The 22460-nt window shown below is 61.6% G+C and carries 21 protein-coding genes and 1 tRNA gene; 13 read left to right on the forward strand and 9 right to left on the reverse strand.

Going from position 1 to position 22460, the window contains the following annotated elements:
- Nucleotides 1-149 precede the first annotated feature (149 nt).
- From BW970_RS19355 to BW970_RS19365, 3 genes are read right to left on the reverse strand one after another with little or no spacing between them, the layout of a single operon-like run.
- On the reverse strand, nt 150-566 hold the full coding sequence (locus BW970_RS19355) for a hypothetical protein (protein WP_076534472.1): 417 nt from the start codon (nt 564-566) through the stop codon (nt 150-152).
- Complete coding sequence (locus BW970_RS19360) at nt 563-883, reverse strand: hypothetical protein (RefSeq protein WP_076534474.1); 321 nt, start codon at nt 881-883, stop codon at nt 563-565. The genes BW970_RS19355 and BW970_RS19360 overlap by 4 nt, the downstream gene beginning before the upstream one ends.
- Nucleotides 884-890: 7 nt before the next feature.
- Nucleotides 891-1253 carry a hypothetical protein gene (locus BW970_RS19365; protein WP_076534476.1) on the reverse strand — a complete coding sequence of 121 codons (363 nt, stop codon included), beginning with the start codon at nt 1251-1253 and terminating at the stop codon, nt 891-893.
- Nucleotides 1254-1897: 644 nt separating this feature from the next.
- Here BW970_RS19365 and BW970_RS19370 point away from each other — a divergent pair.
- The 9 genes from BW970_RS19370 to BW970_RS19410 all read left to right on the forward strand — a co-directional run bounded on the left by BW970_RS19370 (nt 1898) and on the right by BW970_RS19410 (nt 13465).
- Nucleotides 1898-1987 (forward strand) — tRNA-Ser (locus BW970_RS19370).
- 238 nt (nt 1988-2225) lie between these two features.
- A complete protein-coding gene (locus BW970_RS21185; protein WP_229740563.1) occupies nt 2226-2648 on the forward strand; it encodes a helix-turn-helix transcriptional regulator in 423 nt (140 codons plus the stop codon).
- Entirely contained in the window at nt 2645-4237 is a 1593-nt protein-coding gene (locus tag BW970_RS20385) for a tyrosine-type recombinase/integrase (RefSeq protein ID WP_159441482.1), read from the forward strand. The genes BW970_RS21185 and BW970_RS20385 overlap by 4 nt, the downstream gene beginning before the upstream one ends.
- Before the next feature lie 302 nt (nt 4238-4539).
- A complete protein-coding gene (locus tag BW970_RS19385; RefSeq protein ID WP_076534478.1) occupies nt 4540-6114 on the forward strand; it encodes a type I restriction-modification system subunit M in 1575 nt (524 codons plus the stop codon).
- Nucleotides 6111-7298: a restriction endonuclease subunit S gene (locus BW970_RS19390; protein ID WP_076534480.1), complete on the forward strand. Its 1188-nt coding sequence runs from the start codon at nt 6111-6113 to the stop codon at nt 7296-7298. Before BW970_RS19385 ends, BW970_RS19390 begins: the two co-directional genes overlap by 4 nt.
- A gap of 1 nt (nt 7299) precedes the next feature.
- Nucleotides 7300-7815, forward strand: coding sequence for a hypothetical protein (locus BW970_RS19395; RefSeq protein WP_076534482.1), 516 nt, complete (start codon nt 7300-7302; stop codon nt 7813-7815).
- 62 nt (nt 7816-7877) lie between these two features.
- Nucleotides 7878-8744: a hypothetical protein gene (locus tag BW970_RS19400; RefSeq protein WP_076534484.1), complete on the forward strand. Its 867-nt coding sequence runs from the start codon at nt 7878-7880 to the stop codon at nt 8742-8744.
- A 75-nt stretch (nt 8745-8819) separates the two neighbouring features.
- Nucleotides 8820-10076 carry a hypothetical protein gene (locus BW970_RS19405; protein ID WP_076534486.1) on the forward strand — a complete coding sequence of 419 codons (1257 nt, stop codon included), beginning with the start codon at nt 8820-8822 and terminating at the stop codon, nt 10074-10076.
- Nucleotides 10073-13465, forward strand: a complete 3393-nt coding sequence (locus BW970_RS19410; RefSeq protein ID WP_076534488.1) for a DEAD/DEAH box helicase family protein — start codon at nt 10073-10075, stop codon at nt 13463-13465. The genes BW970_RS19405 and BW970_RS19410 overlap by 4 nt, the downstream gene beginning before the upstream one ends.
- 158 nt (nt 13466-13623) lie before the next feature.
- Here the strand turns inward: BW970_RS19410 and BW970_RS19415 are convergent, their stop codons facing one another.
- Complete coding sequence (locus BW970_RS19415) at nt 13624-14832, reverse strand: tyrosine-type recombinase/integrase (RefSeq protein ID WP_076534490.1); 1209 nt, start codon at nt 14830-14832, stop codon at nt 13624-13626.
- A gap of 538 nt (nt 14833-15370) precedes the next feature.
- On the opposite strand from BW970_RS19415, the gene BW970_RS19420 reads away from it, so the two are divergent.
- The gene (locus BW970_RS19420; protein WP_076534492.1) at nt 15371-16207 is read left to right on the forward strand and encodes a protein NO VEIN domain-containing protein; all 837 of its coding nucleotides are present in this window, start codon (nt 15371-15373) and stop codon (nt 16205-16207) included.
- 3 nt (nt 16208-16210) lie between these two features.
- Here the strand turns inward: BW970_RS19420 and BW970_RS19425 are convergent, their stop codons facing one another.
- The 5 genes from BW970_RS19425 to BW970_RS19450 all read right to left on the reverse strand — a co-directional run bounded on the left by BW970_RS19425 (nt 16211) and on the right by BW970_RS19450 (nt 20067).
- A complete protein-coding gene (locus BW970_RS19425; RefSeq protein WP_076534494.1) occupies nt 16211-16594 on the reverse strand; it encodes a hypothetical protein in 384 nt (127 codons plus the stop codon).
- Nucleotides 16591-17916, reverse strand: a complete 1326-nt coding sequence (locus BW970_RS19430) for a recombinase family protein (protein ID WP_076534496.1) — start codon at nt 17914-17916, stop codon at nt 16591-16593. Before BW970_RS19430 ends, BW970_RS19425 begins: the two co-directional genes overlap by 4 nt.
- A gap of 2 nt (nt 17917-17918) precedes the next feature.
- Entirely contained in the window at nt 17919-18416 is a 498-nt protein-coding gene (locus tag BW970_RS19435; protein ID WP_076534498.1) for a DUF2924 domain-containing protein, read from the reverse strand.
- Between the two features lie 398 nt (nt 18417-18814).
- Nucleotides 18815-19747: an ImmA/IrrE family metallo-endopeptidase gene (locus BW970_RS19445; protein WP_076534502.1), complete on the reverse strand. Its 933-nt coding sequence runs from the start codon at nt 19745-19747 to the stop codon at nt 18815-18817.
- Nucleotides 19747-20067, reverse strand: coding sequence for a helix-turn-helix domain-containing protein (locus BW970_RS19450; RefSeq protein WP_076534504.1), 321 nt, complete (start codon nt 20065-20067; stop codon nt 19747-19749). Before BW970_RS19450 ends, BW970_RS19445 begins: the two co-directional genes overlap by 1 nt.
- A 136-nt stretch (nt 20068-20203) precedes the next feature.
- On the opposite strand from BW970_RS19450, the gene BW970_RS19455 reads away from it, so the two are divergent.
- The 3 genes from BW970_RS19455 to BW970_RS19465 are packed head-to-tail and all read left to right on the forward strand — an operon-like array spanning nt 20204 to nt 22452.
- Nucleotides 20204-20443, forward strand: coding sequence for a DUF2188 domain-containing protein (locus tag BW970_RS19455; protein WP_076534506.1), 240 nt, complete (start codon nt 20204-20206; stop codon nt 20441-20443).
- Nucleotides 20444-20456: 13 nt separating this feature from the next.
- Nucleotides 20457-21641 carry a hypothetical protein gene (locus BW970_RS19460; protein ID WP_076534508.1) on the forward strand — a complete coding sequence of 395 codons (1185 nt, stop codon included), beginning with the start codon at nt 20457-20459 and terminating at the stop codon, nt 21639-21641.
- A complete protein-coding gene (locus tag BW970_RS19465) occupies nt 21616-22452 on the forward strand; it encodes a hypothetical protein (protein ID WP_076534510.1) in 837 nt (278 codons plus the stop codon). The genes BW970_RS19460 and BW970_RS19465 overlap by 26 nt, the downstream gene beginning before the upstream one ends.
- Nucleotides 22453-22460: the final 8 nt, after the last annotated feature.

The raw sequence follows: 22460 nt of genomic DNA on the forward strand, positions 1-22460 counted from the left end.
CACCGCGCTCGGCATCCCTGTCACAGAGCCCGTGGGATAAGTCTGTCCGGGGAAAGGGGAACCCCGGCCATCAGCCGATTTGTGCAACAGAGCCCTTGCAGCCCGTAAACCGGCGCATCGTGACGGTAAAGGCGGCTTTGAACCCCCATTTAACCGATCATTTCCACGGCCATTTCGACCTCTTCCACGGTCTGGGCGGCATCGATGGCCGCCCCCATCCCCAGCCTCAGGGCTTCGATCTGTGCGGCGGCCTGGCGCCAGAGGGTGCCCATGTTCAGCCAGAGCTGGGCGAGCTGGTCGGGGTCCGGGGCGGTGATCCCGATCTCGGCCGCGAGCAGCGGATAGTCCGACAGATTGGCGGCGGGGGTTGCGAGCCAGGCGCGGGCTTCGGCCTCCTTCGCCTGGTAGATCATGTCTTGACCCGGCAGCACCGTGATATGAACGGCCCGCAGCGCGCTGACATGGGCGGCCAGCCGGGCGCGCGCGCGGGCCTTGGCCAGGTCAAGCGCCGCGCTGGCCTGCTGCTCGGCGGTGATCATCTGCGACAGATCAATCGGGATGCTCATGCCTCGGGCTCCTCGACCGGATGGGTGACGGGCAAGGCGACCGGGCCGTCGCCGTCGATGTCCAGCGGCACCGGGAACCGCGCCTCGACCGGGGCCTCGGCACCATGCGGCAGGATCAGCGTCAGATGCAGCACGCCCTCCAGGCGGCGGATCGGCCCGGCGAGCCAGGCGCAGCCAACAGCCGACGCGGGCAGGATCGCGCCTTCGGGCAGCACCGACAGATCGAGATCGGCGCCGTTGATCGTCAGCACCTCGCCGGTGCGATGCAGCGTCAGGCTGGCCTCGGGGCGGAATTGCGGGGTGAAGGTGATATGCATCCGATCCTCATGTCATGTCCGACCACCGCCCCGTCGCGCTGGCCTGCAGCGTCACGGCACCGGCAATCGCGGTGGCCGCCTTGACCCGGACGGTCGCGGCGGTGTTGGAAAGCGCGACGATGGACGCGCCGATCAGCGCCGTATGTTCGCCGGTCACCTGCACCACGGGCTTTGACCCGGCCAGGAACGCGGCCGGAAACGTCCAGCTGATGTCGGCCGAGCGGAACACGGAGCCTTCGGCGGTCGAGACATTGGCGGCGGACAGATCGGCCCGGAGGCAGGTCTGCCAGCCGTTGGCCAGTCGCCCGAACTGCCCATTGGCATTCGATCCATGCTGCAGAATCGCTTGTAGGTTCGTCAGCAGGTTCAAACGGGTCCGATGTCGCGCAACCCATTTGAAGCAAAAGAAAATCCCGAACTTACAAGCACGGATCGGAACTTACGGCGCCAGTTGTAGGTTCCGACCGCCGCAATTCCTGGGCGGGGACCGCGCGCGTACAGGATTTTCGCTTTTTTTCTAGGGGTTTGGTGGCTGGATCAATGCGCACGCCTGCAGGGCGGTCCGCGCTGTCAAACCCACGTTCAAGGTCCGTTTAATCGCTCACTGCGAGACATGCGCTCATGGGTCCTGTCAGAGCCTCTCAAGCCACCAATGGACTGTTTTCATTGACCCTTCCGAGGTCTTCCGGCTTCTGGCGGGGTCTTCCGGCTTACTGCAAGTATTGGTGTCTCATAACAGCGGCGCGGTTTGACGCGTATGTCTGCAGCAGGTAGCGGTCAGGCCGCACGGCTACGGACGACCGGCGCGATACGACAATACACGGCCTGCCGTTCGGGCGCGATCATCTGCGACAGATCGACCGGGATCCTCCTGCCTCGGTCTGCTTGGCCTGATGCTGCAGGAATACCTTTTGCAGGCCTCCCGGTCGGCGACGTCTGCACTTGAGATGAGGTTTCAATTATCGCTGCACAACGCCCTTGTTCTTTCTCAACGTCGTGAATATACGTGTCGGCGGAGACGTGGCCGAGTGGTCGAAGGCACACCCCTGCTAAGGGTGCAGGCGGGAAACCGTCTCGAGGGTTCGAATCCCTTCGTCTCCGCCACCCTCACCCATAACGCTATGAATATTAACGGCATTGTGCCGATGGGCCTTTTGAGCCCCACACTCAGCCCCACATTTCTTGATCGCTGGATCTGAGGCTTGTCGACGCGCCTCAATCTGGTGCATGCTGTGTCGCACAGGGTCACCGATTCATAGTTTCGGTGATCCACTCTGACTTGTGATCGCAACCAAGCCTGGCCGCAGGATGCCAAGGGCTACACCCAGCGAAGGGTAGCCCTATGTCCTGTGATGACGAACAGCTCGATCTGTTCCTGAATCCGCCCATCAACTCCAAGCCGCCGACGTTCACGAAATCGCCCCCTCCGGAGCGCGTGAATCCCACCACGCGCAAGAAGCCCCGCAAGAAGGGCACCAAGGCCGCCAGCCAGCCTGCAGCGGGCCGCAAGGCCGCGGATGCGCTGGCGATTGCCGCGCAAGAGATGGGCGGCAATACCCCCAGTGGCGGCCCTCTCTTCCTGTCGGTGGATGAGGTGGCCCAGCGCTACGGCGCCTCCAAGCCCACGATCTGGAGATGGGCGAAGGATGCCCAGAACGGGTTTCCGGCCCCCGTCCGTCTGGGCTCCGGCACGACCCGGTGGGAGTTGCGCGATCTCATCGCCTTCGAACAGCAACGCAAGGCAGCTTCGCGGGTGCAGGAATGAGCCGTTCCTACACCAAGGTGCGGCCGAAGGCTCATCACGTCTATCTGGTCGAAGGCGTCATGGAGCTTTTCGCTGTCAGCCGGAACACCGTTTCGAATTGGGTACGGCAGGGCTTGCGCCCCTCTGACAGTGCCCAGCCCTACGTCTTCCGCGACGCCGAACTGATCCGGTTCCACAAGGTCCGCCAAGCCATGCGCACCGGACTGGCGCGCGGCTTCTTTCACTGCATGCGCTGCAAGGAGGCGGTCGTTCCGCAGCTCTCCGAACTGGCGATTGCCGAAGAAAAGCCCAAGGTTTTTCGGGCTCGGGCGCGTTGCCCGGACTGCGGCGCGGCCCTGTCGAAGCTGCTGGGTGAGACGGAATGCACCATGTTCCGCACCTGCCTTGCGACCAATACGAGCTTGGACTCGATAGTCGAAGAAATCGTCGTGGATCCGGCTTGTATTGGGAAATATCGCCCGGATCCTGACGAAGAAATTTCCCGCAATGACCGATTGCTGCTGCAGTGGCTCGGGCATGCCGGGCGCTATGACCCCAAGACGGTGACGGCACATCTGGCCTCCATCCGGGCGTTCGAGGCCTTCGTCGAGGGCAAATCCTTTGCCACGCTCACGGTTCAGGACGCCGAGAACTGGCGCTCGACCATGATCGCGACGGAGGGCGGCGGCCTGTCGCGCGGAACCCTGCGCCACCGGGCCTCGCATCTGCGCCTGTTCTTCGGCTGGCTGGGAAAGCAGACGGGCTACCGCAATCTCGCGGCGTTGGAGGCCTGCTTCGATCTGCCCCGGAGGTTTCAGGCCAAGGCCATTCCCCAGCCGCGCGCCTGGCCCGAGATGGACGAGGCGGTCGCGATGCTGAAGGCCATGCCAGCTGACACGTTGATCGATCAGCGCGCGCGGGCGATCTTCGCCTTTGCCTTCCTGACCGGCTTTAGGGCGGATGCGCTGATCACGGTGCGCCTGCGTCACATCGATCTCAAGGGCCGCAAGGCGATCCACGACGGCAAGGAGATGCGGACCAAGAACGGCAAAAGCTTCGTGGTGCACTGGTTCCCCCGCACCGAGGCTTTCGCCACTGTCGTCGAGGACTGGGTTGCCCAGGTCACGAATATGGGGCTGCGGCCGAACGACGCGCTTTTCCCCGAGATCAGGATGCTGCAGCAAGCGGCCGCCCCCGAGCGCCGGCAAGCGATCGAACCGATGCAGAGCATCAGCGCCGTGACCGACGCATTCCGCCTCGCATCGCGCGGCGCGACGCAGGACTATTCGCCGCATTCCGCGCGCCATACGCTCGCGCATCTTGGCGATCAGCTCTGCCGCACCGGCGAGCAAAGGAAGGCGTGGTCGCTGAACCTCGGGCATTCGTCGGAGGCCATCACCTGGGCGCACTACGGCAAGATCAGCGACACCCGCCGCGATGAAGTGTTCGAGGCCTTTGACGAAGAAGCGCCGGCCACATCGACCGAAGCCGAACTGATGCTGGCCTATCACGAACACCGTCTCACGCGCGGGACCATCGAGTTCGATCTCGCCGAGGAACTGGTCGAGCGCCGCAAGGCCGAGCGGAGGAACAAGCGGGCGGCGAGGTGATGCCGCCTGCCTCATGATGGCATGACGACCGCGAGGGCAAACTGCGATGCCGGGATCAGGATCTCGGGTTGCCCTTGTCAACACGGGAATAATATTGGGCCACTGTGCGGGGCAAGACTGGGCCACGTTGGGTTTGCGCGGGACGTGCTTGGCGGGCAGCGGCCAGTCATCCAATGCGCTTCCGAAGGCCGCGACTTGAACCTTACCCGCGGGTTGTTCAATACTCAAAATGGCGCGCGTCCCTATGTGCAACAGTCTTGCGAAGACGCGGCACAAATCAGAACAACATTGGCGGAATTCACGTGATTACAGGCACCATCAAGTCTCAAGTCGATCAGATTTGGAATGCCTTCTGGTCAGGCGGCGTGTCCAACCCGCTCTCGGTGATCGAACAGATCACCTACCTGCTGTTCATCAAACGCCTTGACGAAATCCACACGCGTGAAGAGGCCAAGGCGACGGCCCTCAAGCGACCTATGGAGCGGCGCATCTTCCCCGAGGGCACCTTCCGCTACAAGGTCAGCGACGATCCCGACGACGACCGCCACATCGACCGGCCCTATGACGATCTGCGCTGGCAGCGGCTGATCAATTTCGAACCGCGCGAGAAGATGAAGCTGGTCGATGCCCATGTCTTCCCCTTCCTGCGCAACATGGCAGAAAAGGGCACCTCGTTCGCCACGCATATGAAAGACGCACGGCTGGGCTTTGCCAACGCCGCCCTTCTCGACAAGGTCATGCACCTTCTCGACGACATCCAGATGGATGCCCGAGACACCAAGGGCGACGTCTATGAATATATGCTGGGCAAGATCGCCAGCGCGGGCCAGAACGGCCAGTTCCGCACGCCGCGTCACATCATCAACCTGATGGTGCACTTGATGGCGCCAAAGCCGGGTGACGTGATCTGCGATCCGGCGGCGGGCACCTGCGGGTTCCTTGTCGCGGCGGGGGAATACCTGCGCGACACCTACCCCGAAATGCTGCGCAACCCCGAACAGCGCGACCATTTCCACAATCGCATGTTCCACGGCTTCGACTTCGACAGCACCATGCTGCGGATCGGCTCGATGAACATGGTGCTACACGGGGTGGAAAACGCCGATGTCGCCTATCGTGACAGCCTGGCGCAGGAACACGGGTCCGATGCGGGCACCTATTCGCTGATCCTGGCCAACCCGCCCTTTGCCGGGTCGCTCGATTATGACGCGACGGCGAAGGACCTACAGAAGATGGTCAAGACCAAGAAGACAGAGCTTCTGTTCATCGCCCTGTTCCTGCGCCTTCTGCGCACGGGCGGGCGGGCGGCGGTGGTTGTGCCGGACGGGGTGTTGTTCGGATCATCCAGCGCGCACAAGGATATCCGCAAGATGCTGGTCGAACAGCACCAGCTGGATGCCGTGATCAAGCTGCCCTCAGGTGTATTCCGGCCCTATGCGGGGGTGTCGACGGCGATCCTGCTGTTCACCAAGACAGGCGTTGGCGGCACGGGGAATGTCTGGTTCTACGACATGGCCGCCGACGGGCTGAGCCTGGATGACAAGCGCGCCGATCTGCTGCCGGAGGAACTGCAGGGGCCAACCCCCGCACGTCCGCTGACGGCCGACGAGCATGGAAAGAACAACTTGCCCGACATTCTGGCCCGCTGGGGCAATCTGGAGGCAGAGGCCGCGAGGCCCCGCACCGCGCAAAGCTTCATGGTTCCGGTGTCGGACATCATCGCCACCGGGACATGGGACCTGTCGCTGAACCGCTACAAGCAGGTGGAACATGCGGCCGTGACCCATGCCGCACCCAAGGACATCATCGCCGAACTGCGCGCGCTGGAGGCCGAGATCGCCAAGGGCCTGGACAGGCTGGAGGAGATGCTGGGATGACGTGGTCCACCGTCCCGATCACCAAAGTTGCTCGAGTAGTTGGCGGTGCCACGCCGAAGACCGATAACCCAGACTTTTGGGATGGCACTATTGACTGGGCAACGCCGAAAGACCTGAGCGATCTTGATGGCAAGATGATTTCTTCGACACCGCGCAAGATCACCGATGCAGGTTTGAAAGGCTGTGCTGCCGAAGTTCTTCCCGCCGGTTCCGTCCTTTTCTCATCGCGCGCACCCATCGGGCACATAGCCATCAACTCAGTGCCGATGGCTACAAATCAGGGATTCAAGAGTTTTGTTCCGGGCCCAGAACTAGACGCGAGTTTCTTGTACTGGTGGCTGGACGCGAACCGTGCTCCTTTGCAGGCGATGGGCACCGGCGCAACCTTCAAAGAGGTGTCAAAGGCAGTTGTCGAACGCATCGAAATCCCCGTCCCGCCCTTGGAGGAGCAGAGGCGGATTGCGGGGATACTAGATCAAGCGGACGCGCTCCGCCACCTCCGCACCCGCGCGCTGGACAGGCTGAACACCCTCGGTCAGGCGATCTTTCATGAGATGTTCGGGGATTTGCGAACTAACGAACTTGGTTGGCAGGAGGGCGTGACGCTGGGCGAACTTGCCGATGTCGTCTCAGGCATTACCAAGGGGCGCAAGGTCAAGACCGAGAACTTGCGTGAAGTACCCTATCTGGCCGTGTCGAACGTGCAGGACCGCTTCCTCAAATTGGAGGTGGTCAAGACCATCGAAGCCACCGAGGATGAGATTGCACGTTACCGCCTGCGCCGCGATGACGTTCTGCTGACCGAAGGGGGGGACCCCGACAAGCTTGGTCGCGGCACGCTTTGGAAAGAACAGTTGCCTGAATGCATACATCAAAACCATGTTTTCCGGGTTCGCGTTTTTGATGACCGCGCTAGACCGACTTTCCTAAGCTGGCAGTTGGGCAGCGAACGGGGGAAGCAGTATTTCCTCAGGTCTGCCAAACAAACGACCGGAATCGCTTCAATCAACAAGACCCAGATCAATGCTTTCCCTTTGGTCCTTCCGCCAGTTACCCTCCAAAAGAAATTCGAGGAACAACTGAGCGATCTTGATGTGCGGATGAATGCCTATGGAGCCGCAAGCGCCCAAAGTGAAGCCCTCTTCACCTCCCTGCAGCACCGTGCTTTCCGGGGAGAACTTTGACATGACCGATACCCTACACCGCCTTTCCCTTCCCGGCCCGATGTTGCGGCGGGGTTTCTGGCTTTATGTTTGGCGGGTGGAAGCCGGGGCGCAGACCCTGCTCTACGTCGGGCGAACGGGCGATAATTCCAGCCCCCACGCCACCGCCCCCTATACCCGCATGGGCCAGCACCTAGGCAAAATGCCCAACCAGAACGCACTGCGCAGGCATTTGGAAAGCAAAGGGATCATCCCAGAAGACTGCGCCCGTTTCGACCTGATCGCCCATGGTCCGATCTATGATCAGGTCCCCCATGACACGGACGACCGAACGGTGCTGATGCAGCGCCATATCCCCCTGCGCGATCAGGTCGGCGCAATGGAAAAGCTGCTGTGCGACGGGCTGAAGGCGGCGAGATACAACGTCATGAACAGCGTGAATTGCCGCTGGACTCTCGACGCGGATGGTCTGGAAAAATGGCAGGCCGCAAAAACGTCCTTTCAGGCAGAGTTCCCGGATCTTGGTAGGGAGATGTAGTCGAATGGATTTGAGCCGCCCCTGCTGTTCACAGAGTTACCCACATCAAAGGGGCATCGATCATGCGCGGTGAGGTGATTGGCGTCTGGTCCGAGATGTGGCGCGAGGTCTGGTCGAAACTCGCCAAGCACCCCAACGCGCCAGACGATCTTTTCTGCGAGTTATTTCGGGAGCTGAACACGGCGCGGAATGCTCGTCTCGACCCCGCCACGACGCTGGCCGACATCGTCGATAACCCCGCGCAGGCCCGCGCAGCTTTTCGCAAGACCAAGGCGTCGGACCTGCAAGGCGAGGTGGCAGTGGTCGGCTTCCTTGAGCGTGCACATCACGTGATCGAGGATTTTGGCTGCGGCGATCTGACCAACCGCTATTTCGTGCTGGCTCAGGCGTTTCTGGAGAAATACAGCCTGCGCTACGACCTGCGGCGGCCGTTCAGCCTGCATCCCACGCTGCCCGGCGTCTTTGCCCGCCTGATGCGGGACCTGCGTTCGGTCACCAGTCAGGACGCGGCGCTTTCGGCCCTGATGCGAGAATTCGAGGAGACGGTCCGCGACCTGAAGGGGGAACAATCGCCTCGCAGGGTAAAACAATGCATTGCTGCGCAGTTCAATTTACTGGAGGGCTTGCTCAAGGCTCATCCGGCTGTAATTGAGTTCAACGCAACCAGAGAAAATGAGCACCAAAAGGTAAAGACCTTTGGGGCCATGTGCGACCAAGCGAAGGTTTGGCCGCATCACCAAATGAAGGAAGCCGCCAAGAACATTTTCGGCTTCGCCTCTGATTACCCTGGCATCCGGCATGCTGGGACGCCCGCGCACAGCCTGCGCGAAATCGACATGCGTGATATGATTGCAGTGAGCGTCGCATTGACAGGCATGGCCACATATCTAAGCCAGACATTGAATGCAGAGGCGATCTATTCGGATTAGATTACCGTTTTTCATGAGGGAGCAATACGAGTGACACAGACCTTTACTTCTGCCTCGCCCGACCGGATCGTCGAGATGATCTCGGCGGCAAAGCAAAGGTTGGTCTTTGTCGCGCCTGCGCTGACACGAACCGCTGCCGCAGCCCTCGCCGCGCGCATGGAAGACCTGCCAGCCCTTTCGCTGACCATCATCCTCGACGCTGACCCCGAGGTGTACCGGATGGGCTATGGCGAGATGGATGCGCTCGAGACTATCCGCTTTGCCGCCGCCCGTGCCAGCTTTCGCCTGCGGGAACAGCCGGGGGTGCGGATCGGGCTGATCGTGTCGGACGACAGGACGCTGATCTATTCGCCTGCACCGATGAACATCGAAGCGGGCTCGACCTCGGATGACAAGCCGAATGCGCTGCTGCTGGGGGCGGAGGTGGCCGATCTTCTTGCCGAGAAAACCGGCGCGACCACGGTAGATACAGGGGCGAGCGAAGCCGAGATCGGCGGCGGGAGCCTTTCAGTGGAACGGGTCGCACAGGTGCAGGCCGACCTGAAGCAAAGCCCGCCGCTGCCTGTGGACCTGACCCGACGGCTGAACGTCTTCATGTCGCGGGTGCAGTATGTGGAGTTGAAGGCAAAGGGCTACCAACTGAGCAAGCGGCGGGCAGAGTTGCCGCCAGAGTTCGTCGGGCTTGCCAGTGCCGACCTGCGGGACAGGGTGACCGGTCGGATCCGCACGCCGATGGACGGGATCGGAAAGCTGCCTGTAACGATTGACATCAGCGGGAAGGAAGAAAAGCTGAATGTCGACGAGGCATTTCTGCAGAAGGAGCGTCAGGAGATCGAAAAGATCCTGACCCACGTGATGCCGAAGCGGGGCCGCGTCATCCTTCGGAAAGATCGTGAGTCCTTTGATCACCAGATCAAACGGTTCGAAGCGATCATCGCCGCCTACCAGACCGCATTGGCCGAGCAATTGCAGAAAGCGCGGGCGAACTTTCGCAAGTCGTTCGTCGACGAATTCCTCGTACGCTGGAAGGCAAACCCGCCAGCAAGGTACTCTCGGCGCATTGGGCCGCCGGCCGAAGATGATCTGCGTCAGGGGATCGAAGATCTCGCTGACCAGCTTTTCGAGGGCATCGTGAAGCTGGACGGGCCTGACGTGAACGTCGTCTACAAAGAAATCGCGCTTGAAGATCTTCGTGACGAAGAGTTTCTCAACACCCTGCGCGAAGTCATGAAGAAGGGCGGTGTTTCCGAGAAGGAGCTGAGCCGGCTCTTCCAGCGTGGAACCGCAGTGGCAGAAAAGGGCAGCTTTAACATTGGCGGGGACAGCGCATGACGCAGTTTTCCTTTCTCGCGCCAGAATTTCCTGATCTTTTAGGATTGGCCCAGAAGGCCGAAGTCGCGGCCCTGTCAGACCCTCGGGGAGCGTGCTTCTGGGCGAGGCTCACCTTGGAAACTGCGTTGCGCTGGCTTTTCAAACGAGATCCGGCGCTTCGAACACCTTGGCAGGAAAATCTCGCAGCACTTATTGCAGAACCAAGTTTGTCGCAACTCGCCGACCCCGCAATCGTTGCCAAGGCGCGTTTCATCAAGGATCAGGGCAACCGCGCCGTTCATGATGTAGGCAAGCCGATCACGCCGCAGGACGCGGCGGCGACAGTGCGTGAACTGTTCCACGTCTGCTACTGGATCGCGCGCACCTATACGACTGTGGCTAAGCCTGACCCTGGTCTGCGGTTCGATGTGGCGCGGCTGGAGCATACGCTGACGATCACCGCTAGCACGGTGGCGCAAATTCAAAAACTGCGCGACGACCACGCCGCCGCCGCCCGCTCCTTGCGCGAGGCCGAAGAGGCGCGCGCCGCCTCAGATGAGGGGCGGAAGGCGCTGGAGGCGGAACTGGCGCTGTTGCGTGCCGAAGTGGCCGCCACGCGCGCCGCCAACCAAGCCGTGCGAGACCCACATGACTATGACGAGGCCGCGACCCGCGACGCCTTTGTCGACCTTTTGCTGGCAGAGGCTGGTTGGCCCATGACCCAACCGCGCGACCGAGAGTTTCCGGTGCAGGGCATGCCGAACGACAAAGGGGAGGGGTTCGTCGACTATGTCCTTTGGGGCGACGACGGCAAGCCGCTGGCCCTGATCGAGGCCAAACGCACTCGCAAGGACAGCCGTATCGGCCAGCAACAGGCAAAGCTGTACGCCGATTGCCTGGAACGAATGTACGGGCAGCGACCGGTGATCTTCACGACAAACGGCTATGAGCATTGGGTGTGGGATGACCAGATGTATCCCCCGCGCCGGATCGCAGGGTTCCTGAAGAAGGACGAGCTGGTCTTGCTGATGCAGCGGCGCGCCACGCGCAAGGCGCTGGACGGGGTTTCCGTCGACAATGCGATTGCCGGGCGGTTCTACCAGCAGCGTGCCATCCGTAGCGTCGGCGAGGCTTTCGAGCGTGACTGCCAACGCAAGGCACTTTTGGTGATGGCGACGGGCAGCGGCAAGACCCGGACGGTTATCGCGCTGATCGACCAAATGTTGCGCGCGAACTGGGTCCGCCGCGTGCTGTTTCTTGCCGACAGGGTGGCCCTGGTGAAGCAAGCCCACAATGCCTTCAAGGCGCACCTACCCTCGGCGGCCAGCGCTAACCTGTTGCAACGCCACGACCCCACGAAAAATGACCACATGGGCGCGCGGGTGTTGCTGTCCACATATCCCACGATGATGGGGCTGATCGACGAGGTGAAGGGCGGGCAGAAGCTGTTCGGCCCCGGTCACTTCGACCTGATCGTGATCGATGAGGCGCACCGCTCGGTTTATCGCAAGTATCGGGCGATCTTTGACTATTTCGATAGCCTTTTGGTCGGGCTGACCGCCACGCCCCGGGACGAAATCGACCGTGACACCTACTCCCTCTTCGAACTGGAACGGGGCGTTCCGACCGACTCCTACGACCTGGAAGACGCTGTTGCGGACGGGTTCCTTGTCCCGCCCCGGTCGATATCCGTGCCGCTCAAGTTCCAGCGAGACGGCATCGACTATGACAGCCTGTCCGACGAGGAAAAGGCGGAATGGGATGCGCTGGAATGGGACGAAGACGGTACGATACCGGACCGTGTCGAGGCAGCCGACCTGAACAAATGGCTTTTCAACAAGGACACCGTCGACAAGGTGCTGGAGCATCTGATGGTCAACGGGATCAAGGTTGCTGGAGGCGACCGGCTGGGCAAGACGATCATCTTCGCCAAGAACAGCCGCCACGCCCAGTTTATCACCGAACGTTTCGACGCGAACTATCCCCACATGAAGGGGGAGTTTGCCCGTCTGATTGACTATAGCATCCCCTATGCGCAGACGTTGATCGACGATTTTTCAGAAGCCGAAAAGTCGCCGCATATCGCTGTCTCCGTGGACATGCTCGACACCGGCATCGACGTGCCAGAAGTCGTGAATCTGGTGTTCTTCAAGATCGTTCGGTCAAAGACGAAATTCTGGCAGATGATTGGGCGCGGCACCCGGACCTGCAAGGACCTGTTCGGCCCCGGAGAAGACAAAGATGAATTTCTGATCTTCGATTTTTGCCAGAACCTAGAGTTCTTCAAGGAGAACCCAACGGTCAACGACGTCCCTGTCGGACGGCCGCTCGGTGAGCGGCTCTTTGCAACACGGGTTGACCTGATCGGTACCCTTCAGGATGCCGGGCAGTACGAAGAGCTTCTCGCTTCGGTCAAGGCACGATTGCAGGACGAAGTTGCAGGCATGAACCTCGAAAACTTCGTTGTTCGGCACTACCGTAGATCCGTCGAAAAGTTCCAGGTACCAGACAGCTGGAAAAGCCTTGATCTCGATGCCCGCCTGACGCTTTCCGACGAGGTTGCGGGGCTTCCGAGTGCCTTCGACGACGGCGCGCTGGCGGCAAAGCAGTTCGACCTTCTGGTCCTGAACGCCCAGCTGTTTCTCCTGCGCGGCGATGCGGCTTTTGCCCAGCTCCAACGGCGTCTTGTCGCGTTTGCGTCGGCGCTCGAAAGACTGTCGAACGTGCCGACGGTCGCGCGAGAAATGCCACTTATTCTCGACATGCAGACCGAGGATTTCTGGCGGGACTTGACGGTCGACGGATTGGACGACATCCGGCGGCGGCTGCGCGGACTGGCTGACTTGATCGAGCCGAGGCAACGAAAGATCGTCATCACCGATTTCGAAGATGAACTTGGTCCTACAGCGCCCGTTGATCTGCCCGAAATGGGGTCCGGCGTAGACAAAGCCCGGTTCAAGCTCAAGGCGCGCCGCTTTGTTGCCGAACACAAGGATCACATTTCCCTCTTGAAACTCCGGCGGGGTGAGGCCCTGACAAAGACCGACCTTGCCGAACTGGAACGCATGATGATCGCGACCGGTGTCGCCGATGCCGAAGTCCTTACCGAGGTCAAGGCAAACCTCGGTCTCGGCACCTTCCTTCGGTCCCTGACTGGTTTCGACCGAGCCGCCGCAAAGGAGCATTTTGGCCGATTTGTCGCAGAGAACTGCCTGAGCGCAAGTCAAAACACCTTTCTCGAGATGGTCATCGATGCCCTGTGCGAGAACGGGATGATTGACCCAGGCTTGTTCTACGAAAGCCCCTTCACCGATCTCGATGAAATGGGCATCGCAGGGCTTTTCCAGCCAGAGCAGACAGCCGAAATCATTCGGATCGTGGAGGAGGTGAACCGGTCAGCGGCCGCTTAGTCTGAAGAAGTGCGGTTTCTTGAAGCGTGGGGCAGATCGGGAGCCAAATACTTGCCACCACCACCCCACACCTCATCAGGGGGCGGTGGTGAGTACAGCAGGCAACCGCGCCCGGTGGTTGCAGGTAGATGCGGTAATGCTTCTCCGATCCATCGCGCTCATGCCTGCGGCGCCAGACTGTAGATGTAGTCGGCCCAAGCCTGCATCATTCCCCGGCGCTGATCGAGCTGGTCCGTTCGATGATACGCCGCCTCGGTCGCATTGGCGATGGTATGCGCCAATGCACGCTCGGCCATGTCGCGGGGATAACCGTTCTCGGACGCCCAGTCGCGAAAGCTCGAGCGGAAACCATGCGCCGTTGCCGGGCGGCCCGGGTTGTCACTTTCGTAGTTCCTCAGCCTTAGCACCTTTGTGATGGTCATGTCGCTCATGGCGCCCTTGCCGCGAATACTGAAGATCAGTTCACCACCCAAGTGCGACCTCATGCGACCTTCCAGCAGCGCCACGGCTTGGCGGCTCAATGGAACACGGTGTCGCCGACCGGCTTTCATACGCTCCGGCGGAATGGTCCAAGTGGCAGTCTCGAGGTCGATTTCGCTCCACTTGGCCTCTCGGACTTCACCGGATCGAGCGGCGGTAAGGATCAGGAAGAGCAGAGCCTGACGGCTGACCGAAATCGGATGGGCGCTTGTCAGATCAAGGACGATCTCGGGCAAGACACGCCAGGGCGCCGCAGGATGATGCACAACGCGGTCGCGGTTCCCGGTCTGGCGAGGCAGCAGCGCATCCACGGCAGAGAGCGGATTGGCAGAAGCGTGCCCATTGGCGATGCACCATGTCATCACCCGCTCGCAACGCTGCTTCACCCGGCTTGCCGTTTCTTCCTTGGTGAGCCAGATTTGAAGGAGCGCGGCGGCAAAATCTGCAACCGTCAGTTCGCTGACGAGCCGTGCTCCCAACGTTGGAAAGACATAGGTCTCGAGGCTATTGATCCACTGATCCCGATGCTTGGCGTTGCGAAAGCCGGGGGCGAGTGTCTCGTAGACGGTACGGGCAGCCGTCTCGAAAGACGGGACCGTGATCAGCTGGCTGGTTGCCGCAGACTTGCGCTGATCAATCGGATCAATGCCTTGGCTGATCTGCGCGCGGGCTTCCATCGCAAGGCGCCGGGCATCGGCAAGACCCGTCTCTGGGAAAGTGCCAAGGCCCATGTCGCGCCGCTTTCTCGTCGTTGGCGAGACAAAGCGCAACACGAACTTCCCGGTTCCCCGCGCCGGGCCGGGATGCAGCCAGAGGCCAGGCGCACCGCCAACTGCCAGCGCCTTGTCGCCGGGCTGCAGGTTCTTCGCCTTTGCGTTCGATAGCATTCTGAAAGCCCCGGACTTCTCGCTGGCCCCACACGCAGCCCCACACAAGATGCGAGATGGGATGAGACGAAGTAAGACCGCTCGATACGAGGCTGTCAATCAATATGCTGATAATTAAAAGAATATCATCCTATGTGCTCTCAGGTGATGCTAGATGAGACATGAATTATTCGGACTTCGTCTCCGCCACTTGCCCATTGCAAACCCGAAAACAGGTCCCTCGCGGGGCCTTTTTCTTTATGTGCCAAAGGGGTTTGCAGGCACCATCCGCCCTTCGGAGACGGCCCAGCCGCGCGAGATCGGTCTCCGAACGCCCAGCGTCTCTTTCCACCCGCCCCTCGCTCTCGGCGAGACGGGTTCAAAACCCCCATAGATTTCAACGAACTGACCGGAGCGCGTTGCGCCCGTGTTTCGCTGGTTCTGGCTTGTTTCGATGGAGACGGAGCGACGACACGGGCGGCGTGGTCGTTGGTATGTCTTGGGAGTTTTGCGCGAAGTCTCTGATGACAAACGCAGTTTCCACCCCTAGCCTGGCGCAATGTCGAACGGGGCCTGGACAGATCAAGAGAACGACCTGATCGTCGCGGATTACTTCGCGATGCTGGCTAACGACGTATCTGGTCGCCCCTACAATAAGGCCGAGCACCGGCGCGGGCTTCTGCCGCTGTTGAACGGTCGCTCCGAGGGATCGGTCGAGTTCAAGCACCAGAACATCAGCGCGGTGCTGAAGGGGCTGGGTGAGGACTGGATCCCGGGCTACAAGCCCGCCTTCAATTTCCAGATGACGCTGGTGGACGCCGTGGCGCGTTGGCTGGCGCTGAACTCGGCGTGGCTCGGCCGCCATTCGGGTGTAGGAGCGCCGACAGGCCTCGCGGAGGCGCGGCCGATCTGGATCGGGCCGCCGCCCACCTTGTCGAACCAGCCGCCGCCGCAAGAGCTGGAGCAGATGCTGCATATCGCCCGAAAATTCGATGTCGCGGCGAGAGACGAACGAAACCGCGCCCTCGGCCGTGCTGGTGAGGAGCGCGTTTTGGCGCATGAACGTGCAGCCCTCAAATCAGAGGGCCGTGACGATCTTGCGCGCAAGGTCCGGTGGGTGTCGGAGGAGGACGGTGACGGCGCTGGCTACGACATCGCGAGTTTCGCCCCGGACGGCCGTCCGCGCCTGATCGAGGTGAAGACGACGAATGGCTGGGAGCGCACGCCTTTCCATATCAGCCGCAATGAGCTGGCTGTGGCCGAGGAGCGGCGCTCGCAATGGTCCCTGTTCCGCCTGTGGAACTTTGCGCGCGAGCCGAAAGCATTTGAGCTGCACCCGCCACTGGACGCGCATGTCTCGCTGACCGCGACGTCCTTTCAGGCGAGTTTTCATTGAAGGTCAGCGAAACGCCCGCTCCGCCTGCTCCTGCCATGTCTCCCCCGCCAGAAAGCACAGGTCGTAAAGATTGACCGACGACGCTTCGCGGCCGCAGGTCAGGCGTTTGAGCACCTCCGGCGCCAGATAGGCGAGGCGCAGCTGGCGGCTTACATGGCGCTCGGCCAAGCCGACGGCCTCGGCCAGTTCCTGGATCGTTGCGAACTCGCCTGCCTCCATACGCCGCCGCCATCCCCATGCCCGGCCGATGGCGCGCAGGATGTGCGGGTCCTGCGCTTGATCCTCGCTCGGGCTGTAATCGGCGGGCGGCATGATCTTGGGCCGCCCGTTCTTCTTGCGCAACTTCAGGGGGATCAGCACGCGGATGGTGTCGTTGCTTCGGGTCATTCGGCGGCCTCCATGTCGCGCGGCGCGATCATCTCGCGGATCACGCCCGCGACGCCCTCGCGCCGGATGTCGACCTCGAGCCCGGCGGCGGTGACGGTGACGCGCCGGACCAGAAGCTGGATGATCCGCGCCTGTTCGAGCGGAAACAGCTGCGCCCAGAGGGTGTTGAAATCATGCAGCGCCGCGATGGCCTCGGCCTCGGAGACCTGATCGCGCTTCAGCGCCGCCAGCACCTGCGTAACCACCTCGGGCGTCTGCAGAATGCGCCGGACCTCGGTGACGATGGCGTCCTCGACCATGCCCGGAGGCAGGCGGGTGGGAGCTTGATCGCCACCGCTGTCGTCCTCCGTCGCGCGGTTCTTGATCACGTCCATCGAGACGTAATAGCGGTAGAGTTTCCCGCGTTTCTTCGTTGCGGTCGGGGTCATGGCAGCGCCGGTGTCGGTGAAGATCAGGCCCTTCAGCGGCGCGGGCGTCTGCATACGGCTGTTGCTGGACCGCGCGTGGCGGTTGCCCTGCAGAATCGCGTCGACTTGATCCCAGACCTTGTCGGTGACGATGGAATCGTGCTCGCCCGGATAGGCCTTGCCCTTGTGGACGGCCTCGCCGCGATAGACGCGATTGCGGAGCACCCGATATAGGTAGCCCTTGTCGATCAGCGTGCCCTGCTTGCTGCGAAACCCTTCGCGCCGCAGCTCCTTCGCCAACATCGTGGCCGAGCCGAGTTCGACGAACCGGTCGAAGATCCGGCGCACCGAGGCGGCCTCGGTCTCGTTGATCACCAGCTTGCGGTCCTGCACATCGTAGCCGAGCGGCACATAGCCCCCCATCCAGATCCCGCGCTTGCGCGAGGCGGCAACCTTGTCGCGGATGCGTTCGCCGATGACCTCGCGTTCGAACTGGGCAAAGCTGAGCAGGATGTTCAGTGTCAGCCGTCCCATCGAGGTGGTCGTGTTGAAGGACTGCGTGACCGAAACGAAGGTGACGCCGTTGCGGTCGAAGACCTCGACCAGCTTCGAGAAATCCATCAGCGCGCGGCTGAGCCTGTCGATCTTGTAGACCACGACCACGTCGATCAGCCCGTCGTCGATATCGGCCAGCAGCTGTTTCAGGCCGGGCCGGTCCAGATTGCCGCCCGAGAAGCCGCCGTCGTCATAGCGGTCGCGGGTGGCGACCCAGCCCTCGGATTTCTGGCTGGCGATATAGGCCTCGCAAGCCTCCCGCTGGGCGTCGAGGCTGTTGAACTCCATGTCGAGCCCTTCTTCGCTCGACTTGCGGGTATAGATGGCGCAGCGCAGGCGGCGGCCGGGGCGCTTGTCCATGGTCAAACCTCCCGCGGTCGGACCTGCAGCCCGAAAAAGCGATAGCCGTTCCAGCGCACGCCGGTGATTTCCCGCGCGATGCCGGAGAGCGATTTGTACTTGCGGCCCTGCCACTCAAAACCGTCCTTCAGCACGGTTATGGTGTGCTCGACCCCGTTCCATTCCCGGATCAGCCGGGTGCCTGCCACCGGATTTCGGGGATCCGCGATCTGGTTCTTGCGGCGGGAGACGCCCTCGACCTCGTCGGCAAGAAGGTCCAGCATGCGGCGGGTCTCGTGGTCGGGCCCGCCATAGGTCAGTTCCTGCAGGCGATAGGCGATGCGGGCCTCAAGAAATGCGCGGCTGTTGTTCGGTGCGGCGCTGCCGAGGAGCCGTTCCCATTCGGTCTTCAGCTCTTTCACCGACATGGCCTTGAGCGCGGCGATGCGCGACAGGACGCTCTGGTCCAGGCGCGCGTCCTGCCCGAGCTTTGGCGGCGTTATCTTACTGTGATGCTTCATCAATTCCTCCGATGCGGATGCGTTTCCTGCGACGACCACCGCTCTTTCGGGGCGAGTAGTCCACGGAACTGTCTCCGTTGGCGGGCGATAAAGAACTGGACTTCCCGGCAGTCAGGCGAACGACGCCCGCGGCGAGAATGCGACCCAGCTCGGCAAGCCGGGCATCAGGGGACATGCGTTCAGGGCATAGAGGATTGGGCCCGGAAACCGGGTCTTCGGGGGGAATGGGCATGGCGGGTTTTCGCGACTGTTATGATAGGCGAAATGTGTCGCGAAATCAGAAAAATATCAAGTAAATCAGTTTATTACGGAATTATTCGGTCGCTGCGCACCGTGGCGAAAATCTGCGTAGCTGATATGTTCCCACGCCGACCTTTCTGTCGGGCGGATGCGCCGAATCAACTCGTCCACCCGTCCATGAACTTGTCGTAGCTGTCGAGGATCGGCTCCTCCTCGAAGTCCCGACCATAGACGGCGTCGTCGAACTGCAAGATGGTCAGGGACAAGTCCAGAAACTCGGACACCATCGCCAATTCCCGCACTGGCTCAGACCCGCGGCTGAAATTCCAGACGCCCGCCGGTCGTTGAACCGGCCGGTCCGACACAAATCCCCTCTCGTCGGCGCCGAGGGCCGCCAGCGCGTCGTCAGGGATCTGCATGCCCGATCGCACGAAGATCCCGCTCTTGAGAGCGGATTTGCTGGCACGCCCCCACCTTGCAAAACCGTCACGCGCGACGATCATGACGGCCCGCCGGTCCGTGAAATCGATCCACTTCCGGCAGGCAGCCAGCAGCGAAACGCCGTAGCGATCGGTGATGTGGTTCAGCAGATCGACGGTCATTTCTTCGCCGTTCACCTGCTCACGGTAGTCATCGAGCGGCATCAGCAGGTAGGAGGCGAAAGTGTCCGCCTCTTCCTCGCGTTGTCGTTCTGCGTCCTGCCAGGCATTCGGCAGCAGCGGTTTGCATTGAAAATCGCAATCGCGCTGGAGAGTTCCGCCCTTGTAGTCCCGGTCGGACAGAACCGGACGATGAAGCTGGTAGTGACCGAACTCATGCGCGATGGTGAAGCGAACGCGGCCGCGATACCGGGGGTCGTCGTTATAGACGATGTGCCATTCCGGGCGCTTTCGGTGCGGTCGGAGCATTCCCTCGAACCCCGGAAGCTCGCCACCCACGATCTTCCCGATCGGGTCCGCGTTGTTGCGGGAGACTTCTCGCGCCAAGGCTTCGACGTCGACCGGAAAGCGGTCTTCGCCCAGAACATGCCGGAGCATGATCGAGAGCCGGTTTGCCTCCTTGAGGGGCGATTTCCGCTTTCCGTTGGTCATCAATCGTCGTCCAAAGCATCCAGGATACGTCGGAGCTGCTCCTTTTGCGGTTCTGTCATGCTTTTGTACTTGCGGAAAAAAGCAGTGTCCTTTGCGTTTTCTTCTGCCTTTTCGCTTTCATCGCCCAAAAGATATTCGACTGTGGTTTTGAGAGCGGTGGCGATCATGGCCAGCTTCTCGGCCGAAGGGCGAACGACTTCCTTGTTCTCTATTTCCCACATGTAGCTCTTGCTGGAGCCGACCCGCTCGGCGAGTCCCTCCAGGGTCAATCCGCGCTTTCGCCGCTGCTCGCGAACGCGCTCCCCTAGTGGTGTTGGCACGGCAATACCCTTTTTATTGGTGGTTCGTTTTTACGAACTTCTAGTCCTTGACACGCCATACGCGCAATCCCTATCTTCTGCGCAGGTTCGCTACTACGAACTTCGATTCCCGTTGAAACAAGACCAGGAGGCCAGAATGGCTGTTGGAAAGACCCCGGGCACGCATCATGTCGTGCCGAATGCAGAAGGCGGCTGGGATGTCCGCCGCGGTGGTGCGGCGCGCTCGAGCGGGCACTTCGATACCAAGCAGGACGCTGTCCAGCGTGCGCGCGAAATCAGCCGCAATGCGGATACCGAACTGAAGATCCACAATCGTGACGGACGGATCGCGCAGTCGGATTCGCACGGCAACGACCCCCGCAAGATCAAGGGCTGAGGAGATGTAAGACATGGCGTCGGTGACCAACTTCATCCGCAATACCCCGCTCGCGTCGCTGCGCGACTATTTCACTGCGGCCGGGATCGAGTTTCCGACGCCCGTAAACTGGGATGCGCCTGAGCCGGAGGTCGTCCGGCCGCTGCTTCAAGCGGTGGACCAGATGGATGACGAAGCGCGAGGCCGCGTCATCAACGATGGTGAGCGCGTTGGCGCCATGGCCGATGTCGCGGGTCAGACGGCGCTCTATAGTGTTGTCGACGACCGGGAGGTCCTCGACGAGCTCGAAAATGGCCATGCCCGCGCCATGTGGCTGTTCATCAACGATCTGAACCGGTTTCGCCATGCGGAAGAGGTCCGTTTTACTGACGAGCGCCGCCGCGGGCGGAGCTGGGACGGCTTCATCTGCGAAGCGAACCTGAACCTCCGCCGCGACGAGCTCGCGCTCAACGCGTTCAAGGCGGCCCTGTGCCAGAGGTTCGCGTCGCGGAATGTTCATGTCGACATTTTCGAGCGCGTCCGTCCGACCTTCGAAGGTGAGGACTGCGATCTGGTTCAGATCACGGTTTACCGCGAGGGTCTGCCGGACGATCAGTTCGCTTTCGACGAGGGCGAATTGGTGCGCCGCGCCTATCGGCCCGTCTTCGAGGCCGCGATGACCTATGAGCCCGCCTCCGGGGTCATCGAAGTCGTTGCCAATGATCGGGAGAGCCGCGCGGAGATGGCGCAGTATCTGGCCCGCGACCTGCTCGGCGTGGAATTCCGGGACGAGAAGGTGCCCATGCGGCGCTATGATCTCGCGGTGCTGCTTGCGCCCCATGCGTTCCCGACTGACATCGAGGACGGGATCGAGCGGGTGGAAGTCCGGCAGCTCAGGCTCATGCCGATCGATGCCGTGGGTGAGCGCGTGACGCTGGAGGCGATGAGCAAGGCTGAACGCGACATCTGGACGATGGCAGAGGCTCGGCTTGGCCCCGACAATCCCCTCACCGGCGGCTGGGTGGCGACGCAGGCGAAGCTCGTGATCAAGTTCCAGCCCAAGCCTGGGGCTCGGCGTGGTCGCACGCTGCCCCTGACCATCACCATGCCGCATGGCTGCAATCTCAAGGATCAGACGGAAGAGGAGCAGCTGATCGGCGAGAAGTATCTGCGCCGGTGGGGAGTTGTGGTCGATGACCCGATCCTCATCGACGATTGACGAACGGTCTGCCCGGCTTTTCGTCAGCATCGTAGAGACGAAAAGCGCGCGCATCGCCGGGGCCGTTCTTCATGACTATCACGCGGCCAGCGCCACCGCTTTGATCGGCGCTGGTCTCTTGGTGCCGGATGCGCCGGTCCTGGTTGCCACCTCTCTGGCTGACCATGACGACGAGCCAGTAAATTTGGAATGGTCTCCAGAGCAGCGCGCCTACGGGTATTTCAGCCCGGCAGCGGGATGGGTGACCGTCGACAGCGAACGCCTTCAGGTTTTCCGCTTCGATGCCAATGCGTTCCTCGTTCGGCTGACATCTCGCCTTGACCTGCCGCGCTCCGCCCGCCCGGCAGAACGCATTCCGGGTCATCTATGGGAGTTGGGCGATGTCAGACTGCCCGGGCGCGGTGCCCGTGTCCCAATCTGGTATGCGAGACGGCTGACGGATCGGGAGATCTGGCAGCAGGTCGTCAACTACTTCGGGGGGCGTCCGCCCGCAGATTTCAGGGTGGTGGTGACCACTTCGGTGACCCGTGGTCTCGCTGAGGCTGACCTGTCCCGGCATCAGTTCATCGCGCTGGGGGATCTGGAAATTAGCGGTGCGGGACTGGTTGTCGAGCCAACGTATCTGGCCGCCCAGCTGAAGGCCGGCGCGGCGACCCATGCAGGCGATCCCGTGCGCCACGCCGCTGGGTTCCGTCATCTCTGGGTGGGAGAACGGGAATTCAAGGTAAGCGTTAGCTGGCTCCCACGAGGTTTTCAGCTTGACGGCTTGAAGTTCCACGGGAGCAGGTCGTCGATGCGGCTTTGGCGGTGACCGTTTGC

Source organism: Gemmobacter megaterium, from assembly GCF_900156815.1.
In the GTDB taxonomy this organism is placed as follows: Bacteria; Pseudomonadota; Alphaproteobacteria; order Rhodobacterales; family Rhodobacteraceae; genus Wagnerdoeblera; species Wagnerdoeblera megaterium.

Coding starts and splice junctions, on each gene's coding strand:
- BW970_RS19355 (WP_076534472.1), bottom strand. CDS start 566: ATGAGCATCCCGATTGATCTGTCGCAGATGATCACCGCCGAGCAGCAG.
- BW970_RS19360 (WP_076534474.1), bottom strand. CDS start 883: ATGCATATCACCTTCACCCCGCAATTCCGCCCCGAGGCCAGCCTGACG.
- BW970_RS21185 (WP_229740563.1), top strand. CDS start 2,226: ATGTCCTGTGATGACGAACAGCTCGATCTGTTCCTGAATCCGCCCATC.
- BW970_RS20385 (WP_159441482.1), top strand. CDS start 2,645: ATGAGCCGTTCCTACACCAAGGTGCGGCCGAAGGCTCATCACGTCTAT.
- BW970_RS19390 (WP_076534480.1), top strand. CDS start 6,111: ATGACGTGGTCCACCGTCCCGATCACCAAAGTTGCTCGAGTAGTTGGC.
- BW970_RS19395 (WP_076534482.1), top strand. CDS start 7,300: ATGACCGATACCCTACACCGCCTTTCCCTTCCCGGCCCGATGTTGCGG.
- BW970_RS19400 (WP_076534484.1), top strand. CDS start 7,878: ATGCGCGGTGAGGTGATTGGCGTCTGGTCCGAGATGTGGCGCGAGGTC.
- BW970_RS19405 (WP_076534486.1), top strand. CDS start 8,820: ATGATCTCGGCGGCAAAGCAAAGGTTGGTCTTTGTCGCGCCTGCGCTG.
- BW970_RS19410 (WP_076534488.1), top strand. CDS start 10,073: ATGACGCAGTTTTCCTTTCTCGCGCCAGAATTTCCTGATCTTTTAGGA.
- BW970_RS19415 (WP_076534490.1), bottom strand. CDS start 14,832: ATGCTATCGAACGCAAAGGCGAAGAACCTGCAGCCCGGCGACAAGGCG.
- BW970_RS19420 (WP_076534492.1), top strand. CDS start 15,371: ATGTCGAACGGGGCCTGGACAGATCAAGAGAACGACCTGATCGTCGCG.
- BW970_RS19425 (WP_076534494.1), bottom strand. CDS start 16,594: ATGACCCGAAGCAACGACACCATCCGCGTGCTGATCCCCCTGAAGTTG.
- BW970_RS19430 (WP_076534496.1), bottom strand. CDS start 17,916: ATGGACAAGCGCCCCGGCCGCCGCCTGCGCTGCGCCATCTATACCCGC.
- BW970_RS19435 (WP_076534498.1), bottom strand. CDS start 18,416: ATGAAGCATCACAGTAAGATAACGCCGCCAAAGCTCGGGCAGGACGCG.
- BW970_RS19445 (WP_076534502.1), bottom strand. CDS start 19,747: ATGACCAACGGAAAGCGGAAATCGCCCCTCAAGGAGGCAAACCGGCTC.
- BW970_RS19455 (WP_076534506.1), top strand. CDS start 20,204: ATGGCTGTTGGAAAGACCCCGGGCACGCATCATGTCGTGCCGAATGCA.
- BW970_RS19460 (WP_076534508.1), top strand. CDS start 20,457: ATGGCGTCGGTGACCAACTTCATCCGCAATACCCCGCTCGCGTCGCTG.
- BW970_RS19465 (WP_076534510.1), top strand. CDS start 21,616: ATGACCCGATCCTCATCGACGATTGACGAACGGTCTGCCCGGCTTTTC.